The organism is Marinirhabdus gelatinilytica, assembly GCF_003353425.1.
Lineage (GTDB): Bacteria > Bacteroidota > Bacteroidia > Flavobacteriales > Flavobacteriaceae > Marinirhabdus > Marinirhabdus gelatinilytica.
Genome location: NZ_QRAO01000004.1, coordinates 275269 through 294477 on the forward strand (window position 1 = coordinate 275269; position 19209 = coordinate 294477).

At 41.7% G+C, this 19209-nt stretch carries 20 protein-coding genes; 8 read left to right on the forward strand and 12 right to left on the reverse strand.

What is annotated here, in order from left to right; translation table 11 throughout:
- From C8D94_RS15355 to C8D94_RS12585, 7 genes are all read left to right on the forward strand, one after another.
- Positions 1–3436 (forward strand): gliding motility-associated C-terminal domain-containing protein (locus C8D94_RS15355; RefSeq protein ID WP_170134776.1); only part of this gene is annotated, 3436 nt, incomplete at its 5' end.
- A 60-nt stretch (positions 3437–3496) separates the two neighbouring features.
- Positions 3497–4438: a PorP/SprF family type IX secretion system membrane protein gene (locus tag C8D94_RS12560; RefSeq protein ID WP_115124298.1), complete on the forward strand. Its 942-nt coding sequence runs from the start codon at positions 3497–3499 to the stop codon at positions 4436–4438.
- Between the two features lie 20 nt (positions 4439–4458).
- Complete coding sequence (locus tag C8D94_RS12565) at positions 4459–6393, forward strand: OmpA family protein (protein WP_170134777.1); 1935 nt, start codon at positions 4459–4461, stop codon at positions 6391–6393.
- 115 nt (positions 6394–6508) lie between these two features.
- Positions 6509–7027 (forward strand): isopentenyl-diphosphate Delta-isomerase, encoded by a 519-nt coding sequence (idi, locus tag C8D94_RS12570; protein ID WP_115124330.1) that lies wholly within the window; start codon positions 6509–6511, stop codon positions 7025–7027.
- Positions 7024–7431, forward strand: coding sequence for a 6-pyruvoyl trahydropterin synthase family protein (locus C8D94_RS12575; RefSeq protein WP_115124299.1), 408 nt, complete (start codon positions 7024–7026; stop codon positions 7429–7431). Before idi ends, C8D94_RS12575 begins: the two co-directional genes overlap by 4 nt.
- Before the next feature lie 2 nt (positions 7432–7433).
- Positions 7434–8408 carry a type I phosphomannose isomerase catalytic subunit gene (locus C8D94_RS12580; RefSeq protein ID WP_115124300.1) on the forward strand — a complete coding sequence of 325 codons (975 nt, stop codon included), beginning with the start codon at positions 7434–7436 and terminating at the stop codon, positions 8406–8408.
- Between the two features lie 40 nt (positions 8409–8448).
- Complete coding sequence (locus C8D94_RS12585; RefSeq protein ID WP_115124301.1) at positions 8449–8721, forward strand: hypothetical protein; 273 nt, start codon at positions 8449–8451, stop codon at positions 8719–8721.
- A 4-nt stretch (positions 8722–8725) separates the two neighbouring features.
- On the opposite strand, the gene C8D94_RS12590 is transcribed toward C8D94_RS12585, so the two are convergent.
- The 7 genes from C8D94_RS12590 to C8D94_RS12620 all read right to left on the reverse strand — a co-directional run bounded on the left by C8D94_RS12590 (position 8726) and on the right by C8D94_RS12620 (position 13701).
- Positions 8726–9430: a DUF4369 domain-containing protein gene (locus C8D94_RS12590; protein ID WP_115124302.1), complete on the reverse strand. Its 705-nt coding sequence runs from the start codon at positions 9428–9430 to the stop codon at positions 8726–8728.
- Positions 9431–9519: 89 nt separating this feature from the next.
- Positions 9520–10863 carry a DUF819 family protein gene (locus tag C8D94_RS12595; protein WP_115124303.1) on the reverse strand — a complete coding sequence of 448 codons (1344 nt, stop codon included), beginning with the start codon at positions 10861–10863 and terminating at the stop codon, positions 9520–9522.
- A 155-nt stretch (positions 10864–11018) separates the two neighbouring features.
- Positions 11019–11174 carry an Arc family DNA binding domain-containing protein gene (locus C8D94_RS12600; protein WP_115124304.1) on the reverse strand — a complete coding sequence of 52 codons (156 nt, stop codon included), beginning with the start codon at positions 11172–11174 and terminating at the stop codon, positions 11019–11021.
- Between the two features lie 15 nt (positions 11175–11189).
- Positions 11190–12134: an alpha/beta hydrolase gene (locus tag C8D94_RS12605; RefSeq protein ID WP_115124305.1), complete on the reverse strand. Its 945-nt coding sequence runs from the start codon at positions 12132–12134 to the stop codon at positions 11190–11192.
- Positions 12124–12636, reverse strand: coding sequence for a hypothetical protein (locus C8D94_RS12610; protein WP_115124306.1), 513 nt, complete (start codon positions 12634–12636; stop codon positions 12124–12126). The genes C8D94_RS12605 and C8D94_RS12610 overlap by 11 nt, the downstream gene beginning before the upstream one ends.
- Complete coding sequence (locus tag C8D94_RS12615; RefSeq protein WP_115124307.1) at positions 12636–12803, reverse strand: DUF4177 domain-containing protein; 168 nt, start codon at positions 12801–12803, stop codon at positions 12636–12638. Before C8D94_RS12615 ends, C8D94_RS12610 begins: the two co-directional genes overlap by 1 nt.
- A 37-nt stretch (positions 12804–12840) precedes the next feature.
- Positions 12841–13701 carry an SPFH domain-containing protein gene (locus C8D94_RS12620; RefSeq protein WP_115124308.1) on the reverse strand — a complete coding sequence of 287 codons (861 nt, stop codon included), beginning with the start codon at positions 13699–13701 and terminating at the stop codon, positions 12841–12843.
- A gap of 127 nt (positions 13702–13828) precedes the next feature.
- On the opposite strand from C8D94_RS12620, the gene C8D94_RS12625 reads away from it, so the two are divergent.
- Positions 13829–14608, forward strand: a complete 780-nt coding sequence (locus C8D94_RS12625; RefSeq protein ID WP_115124331.1) for a S1/P1 nuclease — start codon at positions 13829–13831, stop codon at positions 14606–14608.
- Here C8D94_RS12625 and C8D94_RS12630 read toward each other — a convergent pair whose 3' ends face one another.
- The 5 genes from C8D94_RS12630 to C8D94_RS12645 all read right to left on the reverse strand — a co-directional run bounded on the left by C8D94_RS12630 (position 14609) and on the right by C8D94_RS12645 (position 18952).
- The gene (locus C8D94_RS12630; protein WP_115124309.1) at positions 14609–14890 is read right to left on the reverse strand and encodes a TIGR03643 family protein; all 282 of its coding nucleotides are present in this window, start codon (positions 14888–14890) and stop codon (positions 14609–14611) included.
- A 25-nt stretch (positions 14891–14915) separates the two neighbouring features.
- Positions 14916–15527, reverse strand: coding sequence for an alpha-ketoglutarate-dependent dioxygenase AlkB family protein (locus tag C8D94_RS12635; RefSeq protein ID WP_115124310.1), 612 nt, complete (start codon positions 15525–15527; stop codon positions 14916–14918).
- Between the two features lies 1 nt (position 15528).
- The gene (locus C8D94_RS12640) at positions 15529–15879 is read right to left on the reverse strand and encodes a DoxX family protein (protein WP_115124311.1); all 351 of its coding nucleotides are present in this window, start codon (positions 15877–15879) and stop codon (positions 15529–15531) included.
- Positions 15879–16067, reverse strand: coding sequence for a hypothetical protein (locus C8D94_RS15200; protein ID WP_147278553.1), 189 nt, complete (start codon positions 16065–16067; stop codon positions 15879–15881). The genes C8D94_RS12640 and C8D94_RS15200 overlap by 1 nt, the downstream gene beginning before the upstream one ends.
- A 71-nt stretch (positions 16068–16138) precedes the next feature.
- Positions 16139–18952 (reverse strand): HYR domain-containing protein, encoded by a 2814-nt coding sequence (locus tag C8D94_RS12645; RefSeq protein WP_115124312.1) that lies wholly within the window; start codon positions 18950–18952, stop codon positions 16139–16141.
- Between the last annotated feature and the right edge of the window lie 257 nt (positions 18953–19209).

Consider the following 19209-nt stretch of genomic DNA (forward strand, 5'->3'; position numbering starts at 1 on the left):
TGCTATCGTAAAAGATGGGACCCTCAACGACAACAACCAGAGCGGTTGTAGTGATGCGGGCATCGATACAATCAGCTACGTATTTACTGTGACCAACGAAGGAAACGTGAGCCTGACCAACGTAACGGTGACCGATCCATTGTTGGAAGCACCAAACCCAGTGGTGCCAATCGTGTTCGCTGGCGGTGATACCGATGGTGACAACGAGCTGGATATCGATGAGACATGGACATACACGGCAGACTACACCCTTACACAGGATGATATAGACGCCGGAAACGTTACAAACCAAGCGACTGCAACCGGAACAGGTGGAGGGACCACGGTGAGCGATCTTTCGGATGAGAGTTTGACCACTGAGGACGACCCAACGGTGACCGATGTTTGCCAGAGCCCAGTAATCGCTATCGTAAAAGATGGGACCCTCAACGACAACAACCAGAGCGGTTGTAGTGATGCGGGCATCGATACAATCAGCTACGTATTTACTGTGACCAACGAAGGAAACGTGAGCCTGACCAACGTAACGGTGACCGATCCATTGTTGGAAGCACCAAACCCAGTGGTGCCAATCGTGTTCGCTGGCGGTGATACCGATGGTGACAACGAGCTGGATATCGATGAGACATGGACATACACGGCAGACTACACCCTTACACAGGATGATATAGACGCCGGAAACGTTACAAACCAAGCGACTGCAACCGGAACAGGTGGAGGAACTACGGTGAGCGATCTTTCGGATGATAGTTTGACCACGGAGGACGACCCAACGGTGACCGATGTTTGCCAGAGCCCAGTAATAGCCATTGTTAAGGATGGAGAATTAAATGATAATAACCAGAGCGGTTGTAGTGATGCGGGTATCGATACTATTAGTTATACTTTCGTAGTGACCAATGAAGGAAACGTAAGTCTTACTGGTGTAACGGTGACCGATCCATTATTGGAAGCGCCAAACCCAGTAGTACCAATCGTGTTCGCTGGTGGTGATACCGATGGTGACAACGAGTTGGATATCGATGAGACATGGACATACACAGCAGAGTATACACTTACACAGGATGATATAGATGCTGGAAACGTAACAAACCAAGCGACTGCTACCGGAACAGGTGGAGGGACCACGGTGAGCGATCTTTCGGATGATAGTTTGACCACGGAGGACGATCCAACTGTAACCGATGTTTGTCAAGATGCTGAGATTGCTATCGTGAAAGAAGCGGTGTACGATGATGGAGGCGATTGTACGCAGCCAGGAGAAATGATAGACTACACCTTCACGGTAACCAACGAGGGTACTGTGAGTCTGGCAAATATTGTGGTGACCGATCCATTGTTGGAAGCACCAAACCCAGTAGTGCCAATCATATTTGTGGGAGGCGATACTGATGGTGATACAGAGCTTGACGTAACAGAAACTTGGGTTTATACAGCTAGTTATACCATTGTACAAGCAGATATTGATGCTGGTCAAGTTAATAACCAAGCTACTGCTCAAGGTACCACTCCAGATGGAAGTATTGTAGATGATCTTTCAGGTCCTACTGTTGAAGTTGATGAAATAACTACAACAGATTTATGTCAAGAACCATCCATTGCAGTCATCAAGATTGGAACACTGAACGATGAAAACGGTAATGGCTGTTCAGATGTGAAAGAAACTATTTCGTATGAATTCCAAGTAATGAACACAGGTAATGTGACACTAACGCAAGTAGATATTGATGATCCACTTGTTAATGTAGTAGGTCCTGAAATCACCTTGGCACCAGGCGAGACCAATACAACCAACTTTACCGCAGTGTACAGTATCACTCAAGTAGATATTGACAATGGTAGCTTTACAAACCAAGCAACAGCTATGGGTACAGCACCAGATGGAACTATTGTTGAAGATCTTTCAGATGATGACGTATTTATTGAAGATGATCCAACTGTAACTATTCTTTGTCAAGACGCTAGTATCGCCTTAATAAAAGTGGGTACTGTAATGGACGAGAACAATAGCGGTTGTGCAGATCCTAAGGAAACAATAGAGTATGCGTTCACTGTTCAGAATACAGGTAATGTAACGCTTACTAATATCGATATTGAAGATCCTCTGGTGAATGTAGTAGGAGGTCCTATTACCTTGGCACCAGGCGAGACAGATATAGACTCCTTTACTGCTACCTATTTAATTACGCAAGCAAACATAAACGACGGCTTTGTTGAGAACCAAGCAACTGTAAACGGTTTAGACCCACAACAGAACGTTGTTAGTGACCTTTCAGATGATGATAGCTTCTTAGAGGACGATCCTACCATTACACCACTTTGTCAAGATGCTATTATAGCCTTGATAAAAACAGGTACTTTAATAGATGATAACAACAATGGTTGTGTAGACCTTGGTGAATCTATTGTGTACGACTTTGTTGTAACCAATCTAGGAAATGTAGTATTGACCAATGTTATGGTGACCGATCCTATGGTAGCTGTTGTTGGAGGTCCAATTACGCTTCAAGCTGGACAGAGTGATACCGAAACATTCAGTGCTGAATACATTGTAACACAAGACGATGTAGATAACGGAAACGTTACCAACCAAGCATTGGTAGAAGGTACTACACCAGATGGAAACATTGTGAGCGACCTTTCAGATAACAACAGTAATTTCGAGGATGACCCAACAGTTAGCACCCTATGTCAAGATCCAAAAGTATCTCTAGAAAAAGAAGGTATTTGGTTAGATGACAATGGAGACGGTATCCCACAACCAGGCGAAACCATCTCGTACGTGTTCACTGTTAGAAATACAGGTAATGTAACTCTTTACAATCTTACACTTGAGGATACAGACCTTGTAGGTATTGAAATTACAGGAGATCCAATCCCAGTATTGCTTGCAGGCGAGGTTGATGAAACTACCTATAGTGCTACGTATGCCATTAACCAAGATGATATAGACAATGGTGAAGTGGTTAACCAAGCTACTATTACGGGAGAAACACAAAATGGAACAATGGTAGAAGACACTTCGGATGATCCAAACGATCTTACCAATGTAGATCCAGATGGTGACGGGGATCCTGATGATCCAACTGTTGTGATACTGCCTAATGTATTGCCAGAATTGCCTTTTGAAATCTTTAATGGTATTACACCTGATGGAGATGGTCTGAACGATTTCTTCAGAGTTCTAGGAATTGAAAACTTCCCAGAAAATAATATGAAGATATACAACCGTTGGGGAGTACTAGTATGGGAAACCGATGGTTACGGAGGTGCTTCAGGAGAAGAGAATGTATTTAGAGGTTTCTCTAACGGAAGAGCAACAATACAAGATGATAAAATATTACCAACAGGTACCTATTTCTACATCTTGGTTCGTCAAGATCCAGATTCTGGTGATACCTTGAAGAACACTGGTTACTTATACATTAATAGATAATTAGCAATTGAAGAATAAAACCCTGGGCAGCTCGCCTGTCCAGGTTTAAAATACATAACTATGAAACACAGTTATTTAACAATTTTGATTTTGGCGCTTGTAACCACCGTTACTGGACTGGCACAGCAAGACCCACAATATACCCAGTATATGTACAATACACAGGTTGTAAATCCAGCGTACGCTGGATCTAGGGATGCCTTGAGTTTTGGCGCACTCTATAGAACACAATGGGTTGGTTTTGAAGGTGCACCAAAAACTGGGACATTTACTGTAAACTCACCTATTGGGGCATTGGAAAACATGGGGCTTGGACTCTCTATCGTTCGTGACGAAATAGGCCCAGCTGTAGAATCTAACGTTAATATCGATTATTCATATACCATCAACACATCAGAGACTGCACAACTAAGCTTCGGCTTAAAAGCTGGTGTAGATCTGTTGGATGTAGATTTTACAAAACTGAATATTTTCGATACCACCGACCCTCGCTTTCAGAATAATGTAGACAACAAGTTGCAACCACAAATTGGGGCAGGACTGTATTACTATACCGATAAATTCTATGCAGGACTCTCTGTGCCAAATTTCTTGACAACAGAGCACTACGACGAAAGCAACATAGTTAACTTTGATAATGAAACAATAGCCGCTGAACGATTACACTATTTCCTGATTGCTGGATATGTGTTCGATTTAAGTGACAACCTCAAATTTAAGCCCGCTACTTTGGTAAAAGCAGTGAGTGGATCGCCTCTACAGTGGGACGTATCGGCCAACTTCCTTATTAACGAAAAATTTACATTAGGAGCAGCTTATAGATGGAGCGCCGCGTTTAGTGGTCTCATAGGCTTTCAGGCTAGTGACAGTATATTTATTGGTTTTGGATACGATTACCAAACAACAGATATAGAGCAGTACAGCGACGGATCTTACGAGATTATGCTACGCTTCGATATATTCAAGAAACCAGAACGCGTACTTACACCTAGATTCTTCTAAAAAACTACAATACAAAATTTATGAGGACAGTTACAACTTCACACAAACTTATCTTGGCTATATTGGTGCTTATGGTTACCAGTATTGGTTTCTCCCAAAAGAACAAGGTAGAAAAAGCCAATAAGGAATTCAACAAATTTGCCTATATCGATGCCAGACAAATCTACTTGCAAGTAGTAGAGGATGGTTACGAGTCTGCACAGATCTTCAAAAACCTGGGGGATACCTATTATTGGAACAGCGATTATGATAACGCGGCAAAATGGTACCAAAAACTCATTGCGAACTATCCTTCTGAGGTAGAAGCGGTATATTACTACAGGGCCGCACAATCGTTAAAGAGTTTGAAGAAATATGATGAGTCCGATAAGTTGATGGATTTATACGCAGCTGTTGGTGGTGATGGGCTTGTGGTCCAGAACTACAAAGACGACCCAGACTATTTGGAAAGCATCGCATTTGAAGCTAAAGGGTATGAACTTGAAAAAGTTTCAGTAAATACAAAATTTTCAGATTTTGGTCCTTCCTACTATGGCGATAAGCTCGTGTATGCTTCTGCAACCACAAAATCTGAAGGTGCGAAGAACTTTGAATGGACAGACCAACCTTTTTTAGATCTTTTTGTTGCAGACATGGATTCCCTGGGCTACCTATCTAATGCTAGAGGTCTTGATGGAGACATAAACACAAAATACCACGAGTCTTCCACAACCTTCAGCAAGGACGGAACAACCGTTTACTTTACGCGTAATAATTTCATTGATGGGAAAAAGGGAAAGGATAAAAACAAGACTATCCGTCTCAAGTTGTATAAAGCGACAAACAACGGGGACAACAATTGGGCTAATATCGAGGAGTTGCCTTTTAATAGCAAGGAATACTCTGTGGCCCACCCAACCTTGAGCAGGGATCAAAAGCGTTTGTATTTCTCTTCAGATATGCCAGGAACACTGGGTATGAGTGATCTTTGGTATGTAGAGATTCAAGGGGACAACAGTTACGGCGAGCCTGTAAACTTAGGGCCTGGAATTAATACAGAGGCAAGAGAATCCTTTCCTTTTATAAGCGATGAAGGGAATCTGTATTTTTCCAGTGATGGCCGTGCAGGACTAGGGGGGTACGATATTTACGTAACAACCTTGGATGCTAATGGCATGCCAACTAAAATAAAAAATCTTGGAGAACCTGCAAATAGTAACCAAGATGATTTTGGGTTTATCATTCGTGAAGAAAAACGAATTGGATACTTGTCTTCAAACCGTGATGGAGAGCGGGGTAGTATAGACGATGATATTTACCGCGTACAGGAAATTTGCCAAATAGTTTTGGAAGGAACCGTATTCGATTCTGAAACCGAAGAATTATTGCCTGGAGCGACAGTTCAGTTATTGGACGAGAATAATGCCTTGATAGAAGAAGTAATTGCAGACGAGAACGCAGCATTTGAATTTAATGTTTCCTGTGAAAAGGACTATATAATTAGAGGTTCGAAAGAGGAATATCAACCTTATGAAACTAGGGTTACAACACCTGATGAATCTGCTACCATGACAGTTCCCATACCGCTCTTGCGTATTGGATGTCCTCCAAACGACCTAGGATGTATATTGGACCTACAACCCATCTATTTCGATTTCGATAGATACAACATTCGTCCAGATGCAGCCATAGAGCTCGCTAAAATTAGAGCGGCCATGATAAAATACCCAGAGTTGATAATCCACATAGAGTCGCACACAGACTCTCGAGCACCGTTTAAATACAACGAGCGCCTAAGTGAAAAACGAGCGCAATCTACCCTTAATTGGTTGGTAGATAATGGTATAGAGCGTAGTAGGCTTACAGCAAAAGGATATGGAGAAAGACGATTGGTCACCGATTGTCCTGACGGTGTAGAGTGCACTGAAGAAGAACATCAATTAAACCGAAGATCAATGTTTATAATTCAGAATTAAGAAAGGGGAAATCTTAAAACTGAATTTTATAAAGCGTTCCATAATTTTTTATGGAACGTTTTTCATTTTGGGAACATCCTATTTTGTATTTTTGGGAAAAACCCAAAGTATTGCTATGGCTGAAGAAAACGTAATCCTTGTAAACGAAAAGGATGAACAGATTGGCTTGATGCCAAAGATGGAAGCGCACGAAAAAGGACTGTTGCACAGAGCATTTTCAGTATTTATTTTCAATTCCAAAAAAGAGGTAATGCTCCAGCAAAGAGCTTTGGAAAAGTATCATTCACCAGGGCTTTGGACAAACACCTGCTGCAGTCACCAGCGTGAAGGAGAAACCTCCAAAGAAGCAGGCGAAAGAAGGCTTATGGAAGAAATGGGATTTAGCGTTCCTCTAAAAGAAAGCACTTCCTTTATCTACAAAGCCCCTTTCGATAATGGATTGACAGAGCATGAGTACGACCATATTTTATTGGGTACTTTCGAAGGTGTCCCAAATATTAACCCAGACGAAGTAGCCAACTGGAAATGGATGCCCCTTGAAGATGTGAAACAAGACATTGCCAATAACCCACAAGAGTACACTGCTTGGTTCAAGATTATTTTTGAAAAATTTTATAAGCACATTAGCGTATGAGCTTGACCGTATACAGAAAAGCCCACTTTAACGCCGCACACCGCCTTTTTAAAAAAGAATGGAGCGATGAGAAGAACCTTGAAGTGTTTGGAAAATGTAGCAATCCCTTATACCATGGGCACAACTATGAGTTGGAAGTAGGCGTTACCGGCGAGATAGATCCAGATACTGGTTTCTTGATCGACCTAAAGATCCTGAAGGATTTAATTTATACCGAAGTAGAAGTTCCCTTTGACCATAAAAACCTGAATGAGGAAGTCCCAGAATTTAAAAACCTGAATCCAACAGTCGAAAATATAGCCATGGTTATTTACGATAAATTACGTTCTAAGTTGGATGGAAAGTATGCAATTTCAATAAAACTGTACGAGACCCCTCGTAATTATGTAGTGTATACCGGTTAAGAATGAAACATCCCGATCTATATCCTTTACAATTTATACCTGAGCTTAAAGAAAAAGTTTGGGGCGGTAACAAGTTAAAAGCTATCCTCAACAAGGAGGGCAATGGTACCGTAGGGGAGAGCTGGGAAATTTCGGGTGTTCAGGGCACGATTTCAAAAGTTGCAAACGGTGCTCTAAAAGGGCAAAAAATTACGGACCTGATAGAAAGCTACAAGGATAAACTGGTAGGGGAGCGGGTGTATAAAAAATATGGATCAAATTTTCCTTTGTTGTTCAAGTTTATAGATGCGCACCAGGATCTTTCGGTTCAATTGCATCCCAATGATACATTGGCACAACAGCGTCATAATTCTTTCGGGAAAACTGAGATGTGGTATATCCTTCAAGCAGATACAAATGCCAGATTGATCTTGGGTTTCAACAAACAATTGGACAAAACATCCTATTCTGAAATTTTAGAAGCCAATAAAATCCCTACCGTATTACATTCAGAAAAAGTAGAAGCGGGGAGTGCCTATTTTATTGAGCCCGGTTTGGTACATGCCATTGGTGCTGGTGTCCTACTGGCCGAGATACAACAAACCAGCGATATAACCTACCGTATCTACGATTGGGATCGCCCAGACACCAATGGGCAATTACGCCAATTACATACAATGGAGGCTCTGGACGCCATAGAGTTTACTGCCAAGGCACCTTCCATTACATACAAGGATGAAGAGGATACGAGGGTATTGCTCAAGGAGTGTCCCTATTTTGTTACGCATAAATTGAATTTGACCAAAAATTTCGCTGTACACAATTTTGAAAACGAAAGCTGTAAGGTGTATATGTGTACCCAAGGGAGTGCCCAATTTGTGGCGCAGGATGTTTCTATTGAAATTTTAAAAGGAGAAACCATACTTTTACCTGCCAGTATTCACGAATATACCATCAAAACCAAAAACGCTATAGTATTAGAAGTTTTCATTCCCTAGTAATTCGTACCTTGCAGCCCTAATTTATAAACAAATAATCATGGCGAGTGTACGCGATTTGAAAAGAGACATAAACTACGTCTTGGGAGATATTATTGAGGCAGTGAATATCTGGGAACTCACAAACCCAGAAAAGGACACCAAAAAATCCCAAGCGATCATAGATGAGGCTATCAACACGTTTGATGAACTTATTGTAAAAGTAAACGACCGCAGTGTGGCCAAAGCCGATAAAAAAGCACATTTTAAAGCGGTGAACCAAGAGCTGGAAACACGTGGCAGAAAATTGATAGATAAGATAAACGCTCTGTAAGCTTTTATTCCTCTGCTTTGTTTTTTGAAAGTAATAACTCCAAATCCATTCCGTATTTGGAGTTTTTTATGTTTTGGGGTAAACTTTTATAAACCGTATCCAAATACTTGTTGGAGAGTCCTTCGGTCTCATACACTACTATGTAAGGCGCTATCTCAAAATCCTTTTGCGCTAGGGCATAATTGACCGAGGTAAGATATTTGCTTCGAAGGATACTTTCTTCTTTCATTTGTAATGAATCATAGGCCGAATCGTCCTTTTCAGCCAGTGCCTTCAGTTTATGTGCTACTACATCTACATTTCTATTGGCATAGCGTAGCATCAATTTCTTGTATCCTTCAAGTTTTTCCTGGTTGGCAGAACCGGTAACCTCATACTCATTCCCAAAATTTTCAAGGGTAGTGGTAATGTTTATTTCTCCTTCTTCAGCAAAAAACGGGATGCGTTCATCCAGTAGGTCACCATTTTTCAGGCGTAGGTATAAATAATGTACTTGTGGACTGGCAACCGAAACGGAAAACTCAAAATTTTCATCCCCCCTCATTTGTATGGAATCTACTGAAACCAAAGTGCTATCCTCAATTTTCTGTAGTATAAGTGTGCCTTTTTTAAGGCCATCAACATTTCCAGTGAGTTTCATTTCGTGTTCTGGAGCGCAGCTTGCGACTACTGCCAAAAGACAGCAAAGTTGAAGAAAATAGGTTTTCATAGCTTGGAATCAAGGGTTATAATTTCAGCTGGCAAAGATGCGAAATACCCTTTGATTGGGCAATAGTAGTGTATGATTTCAACAAAAATCTAGCCTCCGGCAACCAAACGCATCATTACGGTACAAAGTACGGCGCCCAAGGTTCCAATGGCATACCCGAACACGGCCAATAAGACCCCCACGGTAGCCAAGGACGGGTGGAAAGCCGAAGCTACAATTGGCGCGGAGGCAGCTCCCCCTACGTTTGCTTGGCTTCCTACGGCGAGGAAGAAATACGGCGCTCTTATGAGTTTGGCCATTAAGATGAGCAATCCGGCGTGGATCCCCATCCAGACAAAACCTACTGAAAGTAGCCCGGGATTGTTGAAAATTTCCATAATGTCTATTTTCATACCTATACTTGCCACCAATATATAAATGAAGATACTACCAATTTTACTAGCACCGGCACCTTCGTAATTTCTTGCTTTGGTATAGGAGAGTAAAATTCCAATAATGGTAGTGATGGAAACCATCCAGAAAAAGCTTGAACTTAAAAAGGTTAGTGAATTTCTGGCAATTCCTGGTGAGAGCCCGTCTACAAAGCCTTGAAATGCTGCGCTTAAATACCCCGCCCCAAAATGGGCAAAGCTTACGGTTCCAAAAGCGATTCCTGCCAGGATCATATAATCTGTTAGCGTTGGGTTGCGTGTAACTTTTAGAGAGTAATTCTCAACCTTTTCCTTTAAGCTCTCAATGGCTGAGGTATCTGCCTTTAGCCATTTGTCTATTTTGGTAGCTTTTCCTATTCCAATCAGTAGGATTGCCATCCATACGTTTGCCCCTACTATGTCTACAAACACCATCTGCCCATAGGCACTCGGGTTAAACTGATAGATTTCCAGCATGGCAGCCTGGTTGGCACCACCTCCAATCCAACTTCCCGCTAAGGTGGAGAGTCCTCTCCATACTGCATCTGCACCCGCTCCGCCTACGGTTTCAGGAGAAACTAAGCCAATAAGCAATACTGCAATGGGGCCGCCCAAAACAATTCCGATAGTTCCTGTAAAAAACATAATCAATGCCTTTGGGCCAAGGTTGAATACGGCTTTCAGGTCCATACTCAGCGTCATCAATACAAGTGCTGCAGGAAGCAAATACCGGCTTGCCATGTAATAAAGGTTAGTGCTGCCTTCCACAACTTCGCCATTATCCTGTATTGTGGTCCATTCTGGCGCAATAAGCCCAACGGAAGTAAAAATGGCAGGGATGAGATACGCCATAAAAAGAGCGGGTACAATTTTATAGAACTTATACCAGAACCCTTGTTTTATGTGCGAGGTATAAAAAATAAGCCCTAAGGCTATCATCAACAATCCAAAAACTATGGTATCGCTAGTAAAAAACGGGGTAGTATCCTTTATGGTTTCGATTGCGGTAGTGGTATCTTGCATTTTGGTCTAGTTTACCTGCAAAATACATGTTCTATTTTAAATTGAGGGACTCTCTATTCTGAAATTTTATTTGAGCATAGAAATTTGAATACTTCGAAATTCATCTTTACATAAAATATATTTGTAAATACTAGATAGGCTTTTTGTGAAGCAATTTATTTCTTGGGCAATCGCTTGCTCTTTTTCAGCATTTCGTGAAGCATCCATTCAATCTGCCCATTGGTGCTACGGAACTCGTCCGCAGCCCATTTCTCGATGGCCTTCATGGTATTTTCGTTTACACGTAGTGCGAATGCTTTCTTTTTGGACATTGGGGATGTCTTTTTCTAATTTATAGTTTTTACGAATGTAGCTACAGCTTCAATAAGCGCTGGCGCTACAGGGCGTTTGGGTTCGTTATAGGTTTTTTGGTTCACGAGGTCGTCGTCCGTTTCCTTCAGTTCTTTTAGGATATGGTTCATATTGCTCATCACTTTGTATGATGCATCGGGTTTGGCATCTCTCAACACTTCACCTTCTGAAGGTAAAACCTGTAAGTCTTTATCTCCAACGAGAATTAGCACCGGGATATCCAGTTTAGCAATTTCCACGGCAGGATCGTATTGCATCCAGCTTTTAATAAAAGGTTGGATGCTAGGACGAAATATTGAAGCTAACCCCTGGCTGTAGTTAGTTGTGCTGCCATTTTCTGCTAACTCGTTAAATGCATTACGGGCATTGTCCTTCAATCCGGGGGACTGCAAGGCTAGTTGCTCTACAATAACGGCATCTATGGAGCGTCCGGGGCCTGCCAGCGAAATGAAGCCATCTATGCCCTCTTGCGCGGCAACCATCCCAACGGTAGAGCCTTGGCTATGCCCAAGCACTATGATCTTTGAAAATGCTCCAGAGCGTTTAAAGTAAGCTATGACATCCTTGGCGTCTTTAACAAAATCGTCAAAACGGATACTCTCTTCATGAATGGTGCGCTCCTTCATTTGTTTAATGATTCGCTTATCGTACCTAAAGGTTGCGATTCCTTCCTTATACAATCCCTCGGCGAGGTATTTTAGGTGGTTGTTGTTCATCATGACCTGGTTTCCGTTTCTATCGGTAGGGCCAGAACCAGCTATAAGGATTACCAGTGGTGACTTTGTATCGGTCTCTGGGGTAAGAATGGTACCGTCAATAAATGGGCTTACGCTAATATCCCTTTGACTAAATTTTTTACTGTCCTGCGCCAACATTGGAACGCTAAAAAGTATGAATAGAAGAAGCAGTTTAGTTTTCATAATTGTTTTCTTTTGGGATGTAACGGTTCAATACTTGTTGTGCGGCATTGGGTTGTTGGGTGCCTATCAAAGTTTTGTTGTTATCCTTAAACACAATTTGTATGCCCATATTGCCTTTTGTGTTGTATACCTTTCCTCTTCCACTCAAGGAGAACTTATATCCCCAGCCGCCATATTCGGTCAAGGGGCTATACTTCCTAATGTAAACCTTTTCAACCTCATCCCAGGCGGCGAGTTGTAATTTTCTTTGAAACGGCCAAAATCCATAGTGTATCCCTTTTTCATCAATTTTGGTCTTAAGCTTGCAGCTATAAAATAATAGAGCGATTACTGCAAGAATAACAAAGGGAGGTAGCCTTTCAATTAAAATTTCAGAGATATCGTTTTCAGAAATTGATGATATGCCCAAAAATAGGCCTATGGTCGAGGCCAAGAGTAGCCCATAGATGAGCACAAGTAGCCACCATTGATCAAACTTCTGTGTTTCGGTAAAAACCCTCATTATTTATTTTTTTCGAGCAAGGCTATAAAATGTGCACCTGAACCCCCTATGAGTTCAATATCCTTAACTGCCCAACCCTGGCGTGCATGGGTATTCAACAAGTCTTCAAATTTTTGGATGTTCTCTGTCCAGTTAAACGTAGATTTTAAAACTTTATATTCTTTCATAGTGTTTATTTTTTGGCTGTCTGGTGTGGGGGTTGGTTTAGGTGTGGAGTGTTCCTGCGTTTACCACGGGAGCGGCATCTTTATCGCTACATAATATTACCATTAAGTTGCTTACCATAGCAGCTTTTCGTTCTTCGTCCAATTGGATGATTTCTTTTCGGCTCAACTCGGCCAGTGCCATCTCTACCATGCTCACCGCACCTTCAACTATTTTGTGGCGGGCGGCTACAATGGCTGTTGCTTGCTGGCGTTTAAGCATAGCACTTGCAATTTCATTGGCATAGGCTAAATACCCAATTCTGGACTCGAGTACCTCGATACCAGCAATTAGAAGACGTTCTTCCAGCTCTTTTTCAAGTGCTTCGTTTACCTCACTCATACTGGAGCGCAGGGTAATATCTTCGTCCACACCTTCATCGGCAAAATTATCGTAGGGATATTTGCTTGCCAGTTCACGTACGGCAGCATCTGTCTGGATGCGCACAAAATTTTCATAATTATCAACATCAAACGCTGCCTTGTGTGTATCGTGCACACGCCAAACCAGGATAGTACTAATAATGATAGGGTTTCCCAGTTTGTCGTTTACCTTTAAACGTTCACTGTCGAAGTTTCTCGCACGTAGCGATATTTTTTGCTTTGTATAGAAGGGGTTTACCCAAAACAATCCATTTTTCCTTATAGTACCAATGTATTTTCCAAAAAGCAATAGTACCCTAGATCCATTGGGGTTCACCAGTACAAATCCTGGAAGTAGAAACAGCGAGAAAAAGGTCACCGCACCAAACCAGGGAGAGCGTGTGATAAAAATAGCAGCAATACTGCCAAGGAACAGAAGTAAAAAAACAAACAGCATAATATAGCCGCTGGAGGGAGTGGAGGTTTTTTCGTTTGACATATTGAAAAATTTAAAGTGATATTAAAATGATATTAAACAAATATAAGTGATTTTTTCTGAACTTTCCAAATTATTTTGGTGGGGACTTACTTATATGAATGGTATCTTTGTAAAAAACCATAGTATCATGAAACATCTTTTCGCTTTGTTCTTTACTGTTTTTGTGGCATTTCAGCTTAGTGCTGCTTCTGAGGATTGGGGTAGGACGGGACACCGTGTTACAGGAAAAATAGCCGAACAATACCTCACTAAAAAAGCAAAAAAAGCCATAGAAAAGTTACTCAACGGGGAGTCGCTGGCATTTGTGTCTACCTATGGGGATGAAATACGTAGCGACAATACTTACCAAAAATATGGGCCTTGGCATTATGTAAACTTTCCTTTTGATAGTTCGTATGAGGCCTCAGAAAAAAGTGAAAAGGGGGATGTCTATGTAGCTATAAACACTTGCATTGCAGTGTTAAGGGATAAAACTGCCACGAATGAAGATAAAGCGTTTCACTTACGTATGTTGGTCCATTTTATGGGCGATATCCATCAGCCTTTGCACGTTGGGCTTGCAGCAGATAAAGGTGGAAACGATTTTCAGGTTCGCTGGTTCAATGAGGGTACAAACCTGCATACCGTATGGGATACCAAAATGATTGAAAGCTACAATATGTCCTATACCGAGCTTGCCTTGAACGCCGATAAACTTTCCAAGAACGACTTACTTGCCATTCGAAAAGGTACTGTAAGAGATTGGATGTACGAAAGTCGTGCATTGTGCATTGATGTGTATAACAATACTGAAATAGGAGAGAAGCTCGGCTATAAATATATGTACGATTACCTCGACATAGCGCGGAAACAGCTGCAGAAGGCGGGCATTAGGCTGGCTGTTGTACTGAATGATATCTTTGGGTAATTAGTTTCTCTTTGAAATCTTATTGTGTGTTATCTGCTTTTGGCGACTGCTCTTGAACCTATCTATTTCGGAATTTCGTAATTTGGAGTGCTTGGTAATTCTTCCTTGAACCCTCTTGCGCCACATCCTGAAACTAGCGGGTTTCATCTCACGTCGCATAATAGTAATGACCTCTTGTTCGCTAATGCCAAACTGAAATTTTATGGCATCAAAAGGAGTTCGGTCTTCCCAGGCCATTTCTAGTATCCGGTCCATATCCCTAGCGGTAAAATTGTTTTTCATAGATTGTCGATTCATATCATATATATTAAATGATCTTTCTGAAGGTAAGATTAATTCTAGGACGCACTTTTTTTCTTGTCTTCGGGATTTGGTGCTGCCAAAAGTGCTGTGTCTCTCCCTTCATGACCAGTAAGCTGCCGTGTGAAAGTAGGATGTTGTGGCGTATTTTTTTGTCGGTTTTCTTTCTCAACTGAAATTTTCTTTCCTCTCCCAAGCTTACCGAGGCGATTGTTGGATTTGGACCGAGTTCTTTTTCATCATCACTGTGCCAGCCATTGCTGTCTGAACCATACCGGTATAAATTGAGCAGTACAATGTTGAAATTTGCATGACAAGTTTTTTCTACCTTTCGTTTAATCTCCAGTAGTGTAGGTGTAAAAGGAGCCGGATGCATAGTGATATTTGAATAACTGTAGCTTTTTCCTGCCTCCCCATAAAGTGCCGTTAGCCTTGGCTGCTTATACGTTTTTCCGTAAACTTTTATATCGTCCTGTTGCCATTTGGTCTTCTTATAGAGTTTATAAAAATAATCATCTGCCGTTTCGGTTGTAAGAAATCGAGGGATATAGTGCACAGTTGCATTGGCAAGGTCCAGATGTTCTTCTTTCTGAAATTTTTCTGAAGAAAATAAGCTCATTTCAAATATATAGGGATGCCCAGTATATAAGGGCAAATTGTAAGGGCAGTCTTAGTATTAAAACCCACTTTGGAAGTTTCATCGAGGCTTTTTCATTTTGAAGCATATAGATATGCACAGGGATGAAAAGAATGAGCTGTATGATAATGCCCCAGGCCCCATATACCTGCGTTTCAGTATTTAGGAGTAAGAAACCAGCAATCATTTCGGTAAGACCGCTTACTATTACCAAGGTGCTGGGCGAGGGCAAATACGGCGGAATAACGCGTTTGTACAGCTTGGGTTTCTGGAAATGAAATACTCCCGCAACTATAAAAATAAGTCCTAGTACATATTGATGCCAAGGTAACATTATAACGAGTCTTTTTGCTGTATGTTCACTGAGTCTTTTTGCGCTTTGAGTAAGGAATCCAACGAAGGCGCGCCGTCCCCAATCCCTCCGTCTGCTTCGACGGGCATCATTTTCTCGTTGGTGTTGTTTATTTCTCTGCAGGCCATAGCCAAAAAGAGAGCCATACAGATAAGAATCGTGTTTTTCATACCGTAAAAGTAACCATAAATATATAACCCCCACAATACTTGTAGGGGTTTGGTTCATTTTAAATACTGCATCATTCTTTTATAAGTTGTTTGGTTATTTGTCCAAAAGGGGATGAAATAACCACTATATAAGAGGCGCTTGCCAGCCCTGAGAGGCCTATTCTTTTTTGTGAGGTTGTTTCAGTGAGAGGAATGGTCTGTATTGTGCGACCCGCCATGTCGTAAATAGTGATAGAGTCTAAATCGATAAGATTTGGGTTTGATAAATTAACGACTGTACCTGCAGGATTAGGGTACAAGGTTAATGTGCCAAGCGCATTTGCAAAATCTTCGGTTCCCAGTATATCGTTTACGGTTAATACAAAAGAGCAACTTGCTTCGTTCAGTGAAGGGTCTGTAGCCGTAAACAAAATATTGTATGACCCGTTTTCCATTAGGGTTCCTGGTGGTGGATCTTGAACCACGGTCGTAAACTCTAAGCAGTTGTCCGCTACAACCACATCGCCAATGGCCAGATAATCGGGTAATTCATAGGGCCCTGTGCTAGTTACAAATTGATCATCGGGACACTCAATTGTAGGGTCAAATCCATCTACTACGTTAACAAAAGCTGTACAGGAGTCGGATACGCCATTAGCATTGGTAACAGTAAAAACAACTTCTATGGGGTCGCCAATATCGCTGCAGTCAAATGTGTCAATATTTACAGAAACCGTACCTGTACACCCAATACCCATTGAGCCACCGTCCAAAGACGAAGCTGGGATTATAGCTGTTCCGTCTGGCAATAGCGGTACCGTAATATTTTGGCATACTGCAAGCGGAGGCATAATAGTTTCTTCTACTGTCACTACCGCAGTACAACTACTACTGTTGCCATTTTCGTCTATAATGGTAAGCACCACATTGTTGGGGCCTATGTTGCTACAGTCAAAGGTGTCAATATCTATTGTCCTACTTTGTATTCCGCAGGCATCTGTGCTTCCGCCATCAACATCTATTGCTTCAATCTCTACCGTTCCTTCACTTAGTTGAACAGTGATATCTTGACAAACTGCCATAGGAGCAATGTTGTCTTCTATGGTAATAAGTGACGTGCAAATACTGGAATTTCCAGAGGTGTCGGTAACGGTAGCAGTGACTTGTGTCAATCCTACATCGCTACAGTCAAAAGAATCTATATCTATGACTGTGCTTGCGATTCCGCAGTTGTCAGAGCTTGATGTTACAATATCTGCTGGGGTAATACTGGCCATGCCATTAGCGTCCAATTGAACGGTAATATTTTGGCAGGATACCAGTGGAGCTGTAGTGTCTTCTACGATAATATTAAAAGAGCAGCTTGAGGTATTATTACCATCCGACACATCCAGGGTTATGCTTGTAGTACCCACGGGAACCATAGTGCCCATAGGAGGGGTTTGTGTAAAAGTAATAGTACCGCAGTTGTCCGATGCTGTAGCCATTCCGGAATAATCTGGGATAGTAAACATACAGGAAGCGTCTACGCTTTCGTTTTGGTCTACGGGACATACTAATAGGGGTGGTGTATCATCGGTTAAGATTACATTAAAAGTACAGCTGTCCGAATTTCCGCTGGAATCTGTAGCCGTAACCGTAACAGCACTCGTAGCATTAATTACGGTACCTGAGGGAGGACTTTGTGTTACTGTTGGAGCAGGGTCGCAGGTGTCTGTTGCACTGGCCAAGCCGGTATAGTCTGGCAATACAAATGTACAGTTTGCATCAAAACTTTCGTTCTGGTCTCCAGGGCAGCTCACCGAAGGGGCTTCGTTGTCCAGGACAGTAACGGTATATTGACAGGTTGCGGTTTCATTAGGTGCATCGTCATTTGTAGCTGTAAATTCCAGAACAGTGGTTCCTACTGGAAAGGGGCCAGGAGACGGTGGTCCCATGGTTTGGATAACGGTTACGGTTCCACCATCTGGATCTGAAGCTGGGGGAAAAGTAAATGTATAGTCTGCATCACAACTACCTGCAGGTGCAGTAATGGTAACATCGGCAGGGCAGGTGATTACTGGAGGGTTGCTGCCACCTGTGTATAAGCTTTCTAGATACACTAATAGGTTGGCGGTAAAGTTCTTTGCTTCAATTGAAGGTGTATGGAAATTATTTGTTGTAAAACCACCAAACAGCACAAACCCTGAACCAAAGGCTTTTTCTACAAGCATTGTTTCGGTTGGATTTCCAGTTTCAACCAGAATATTTGTAAACCCAGTTCCTGTGATATTTGAGTGGCTATAAAAATTACCGCTCATTGTTGGGGAAGTGGGTAAAAATGGCCCCAATAACACCGGGTGGGCGGGATTGGGGGCTTCTACATTGCTGGCACCTGTAATGCTAGGGTCAGAATATACTAATGTAGAACCACCAAAGCCAAAATTTATGTTTCCACCTTCATTGGGAGCCGAATTTAGCAACAATATCCCTCCACCAGAGACCCAAGTTTCCAGCGCGGGTAAATTACCCATAAGAAACGTGTTAAGTTCGTCTGCAAATGTATCGCTCCCGTCGATAAAGGCTATACGGCTAGTAGGGGCAAAGACTACGGCTGGGTCAAGTGTTTCAAAAAATTCTTCGGTCCAGTTGCCAACCCCAAAAGCCTGATCCATGGCTGTTTGGTGTACGGTTTCACCCCACGAGTTCCCAGCTACCGAATGTATATAAAATGTATCTCCTGGCGGAAGTAAGTTGTTTGGATTGTAAGACTGTATTTCGAGATTGTAGTTTTGTTGCCCAATATTTTCCTGCCCACATTCCTGGACATTATAGTTTGCTGAGTTGCATTGTGAGTGTGCACTTTGATCTTGAAAGCTGAAAATTAAAAAGAGACAAATACTTAAAAGGTGTAGTTTTTTTTTCATAAACGTTAGCTAATTGAAGTTCTACAGAATTTGGTGAACACATGTATGTTCAGTAATTTTTTAAATATAGTTAAATCTCAGTTAATTAATCATAATTAGAATAATATATCGTTGAAAATTAAAATTAATCTGTTAAATAAATGAAATGTATCAATTTTTGAAACTAACCTATAAAAAAGTGAAACCCCCTTCCATTGCTGGAAGGGGGTTTCTTTTTGGTTGGTTAAAATAATCTAGCAGATTATTCTTTTATCAAG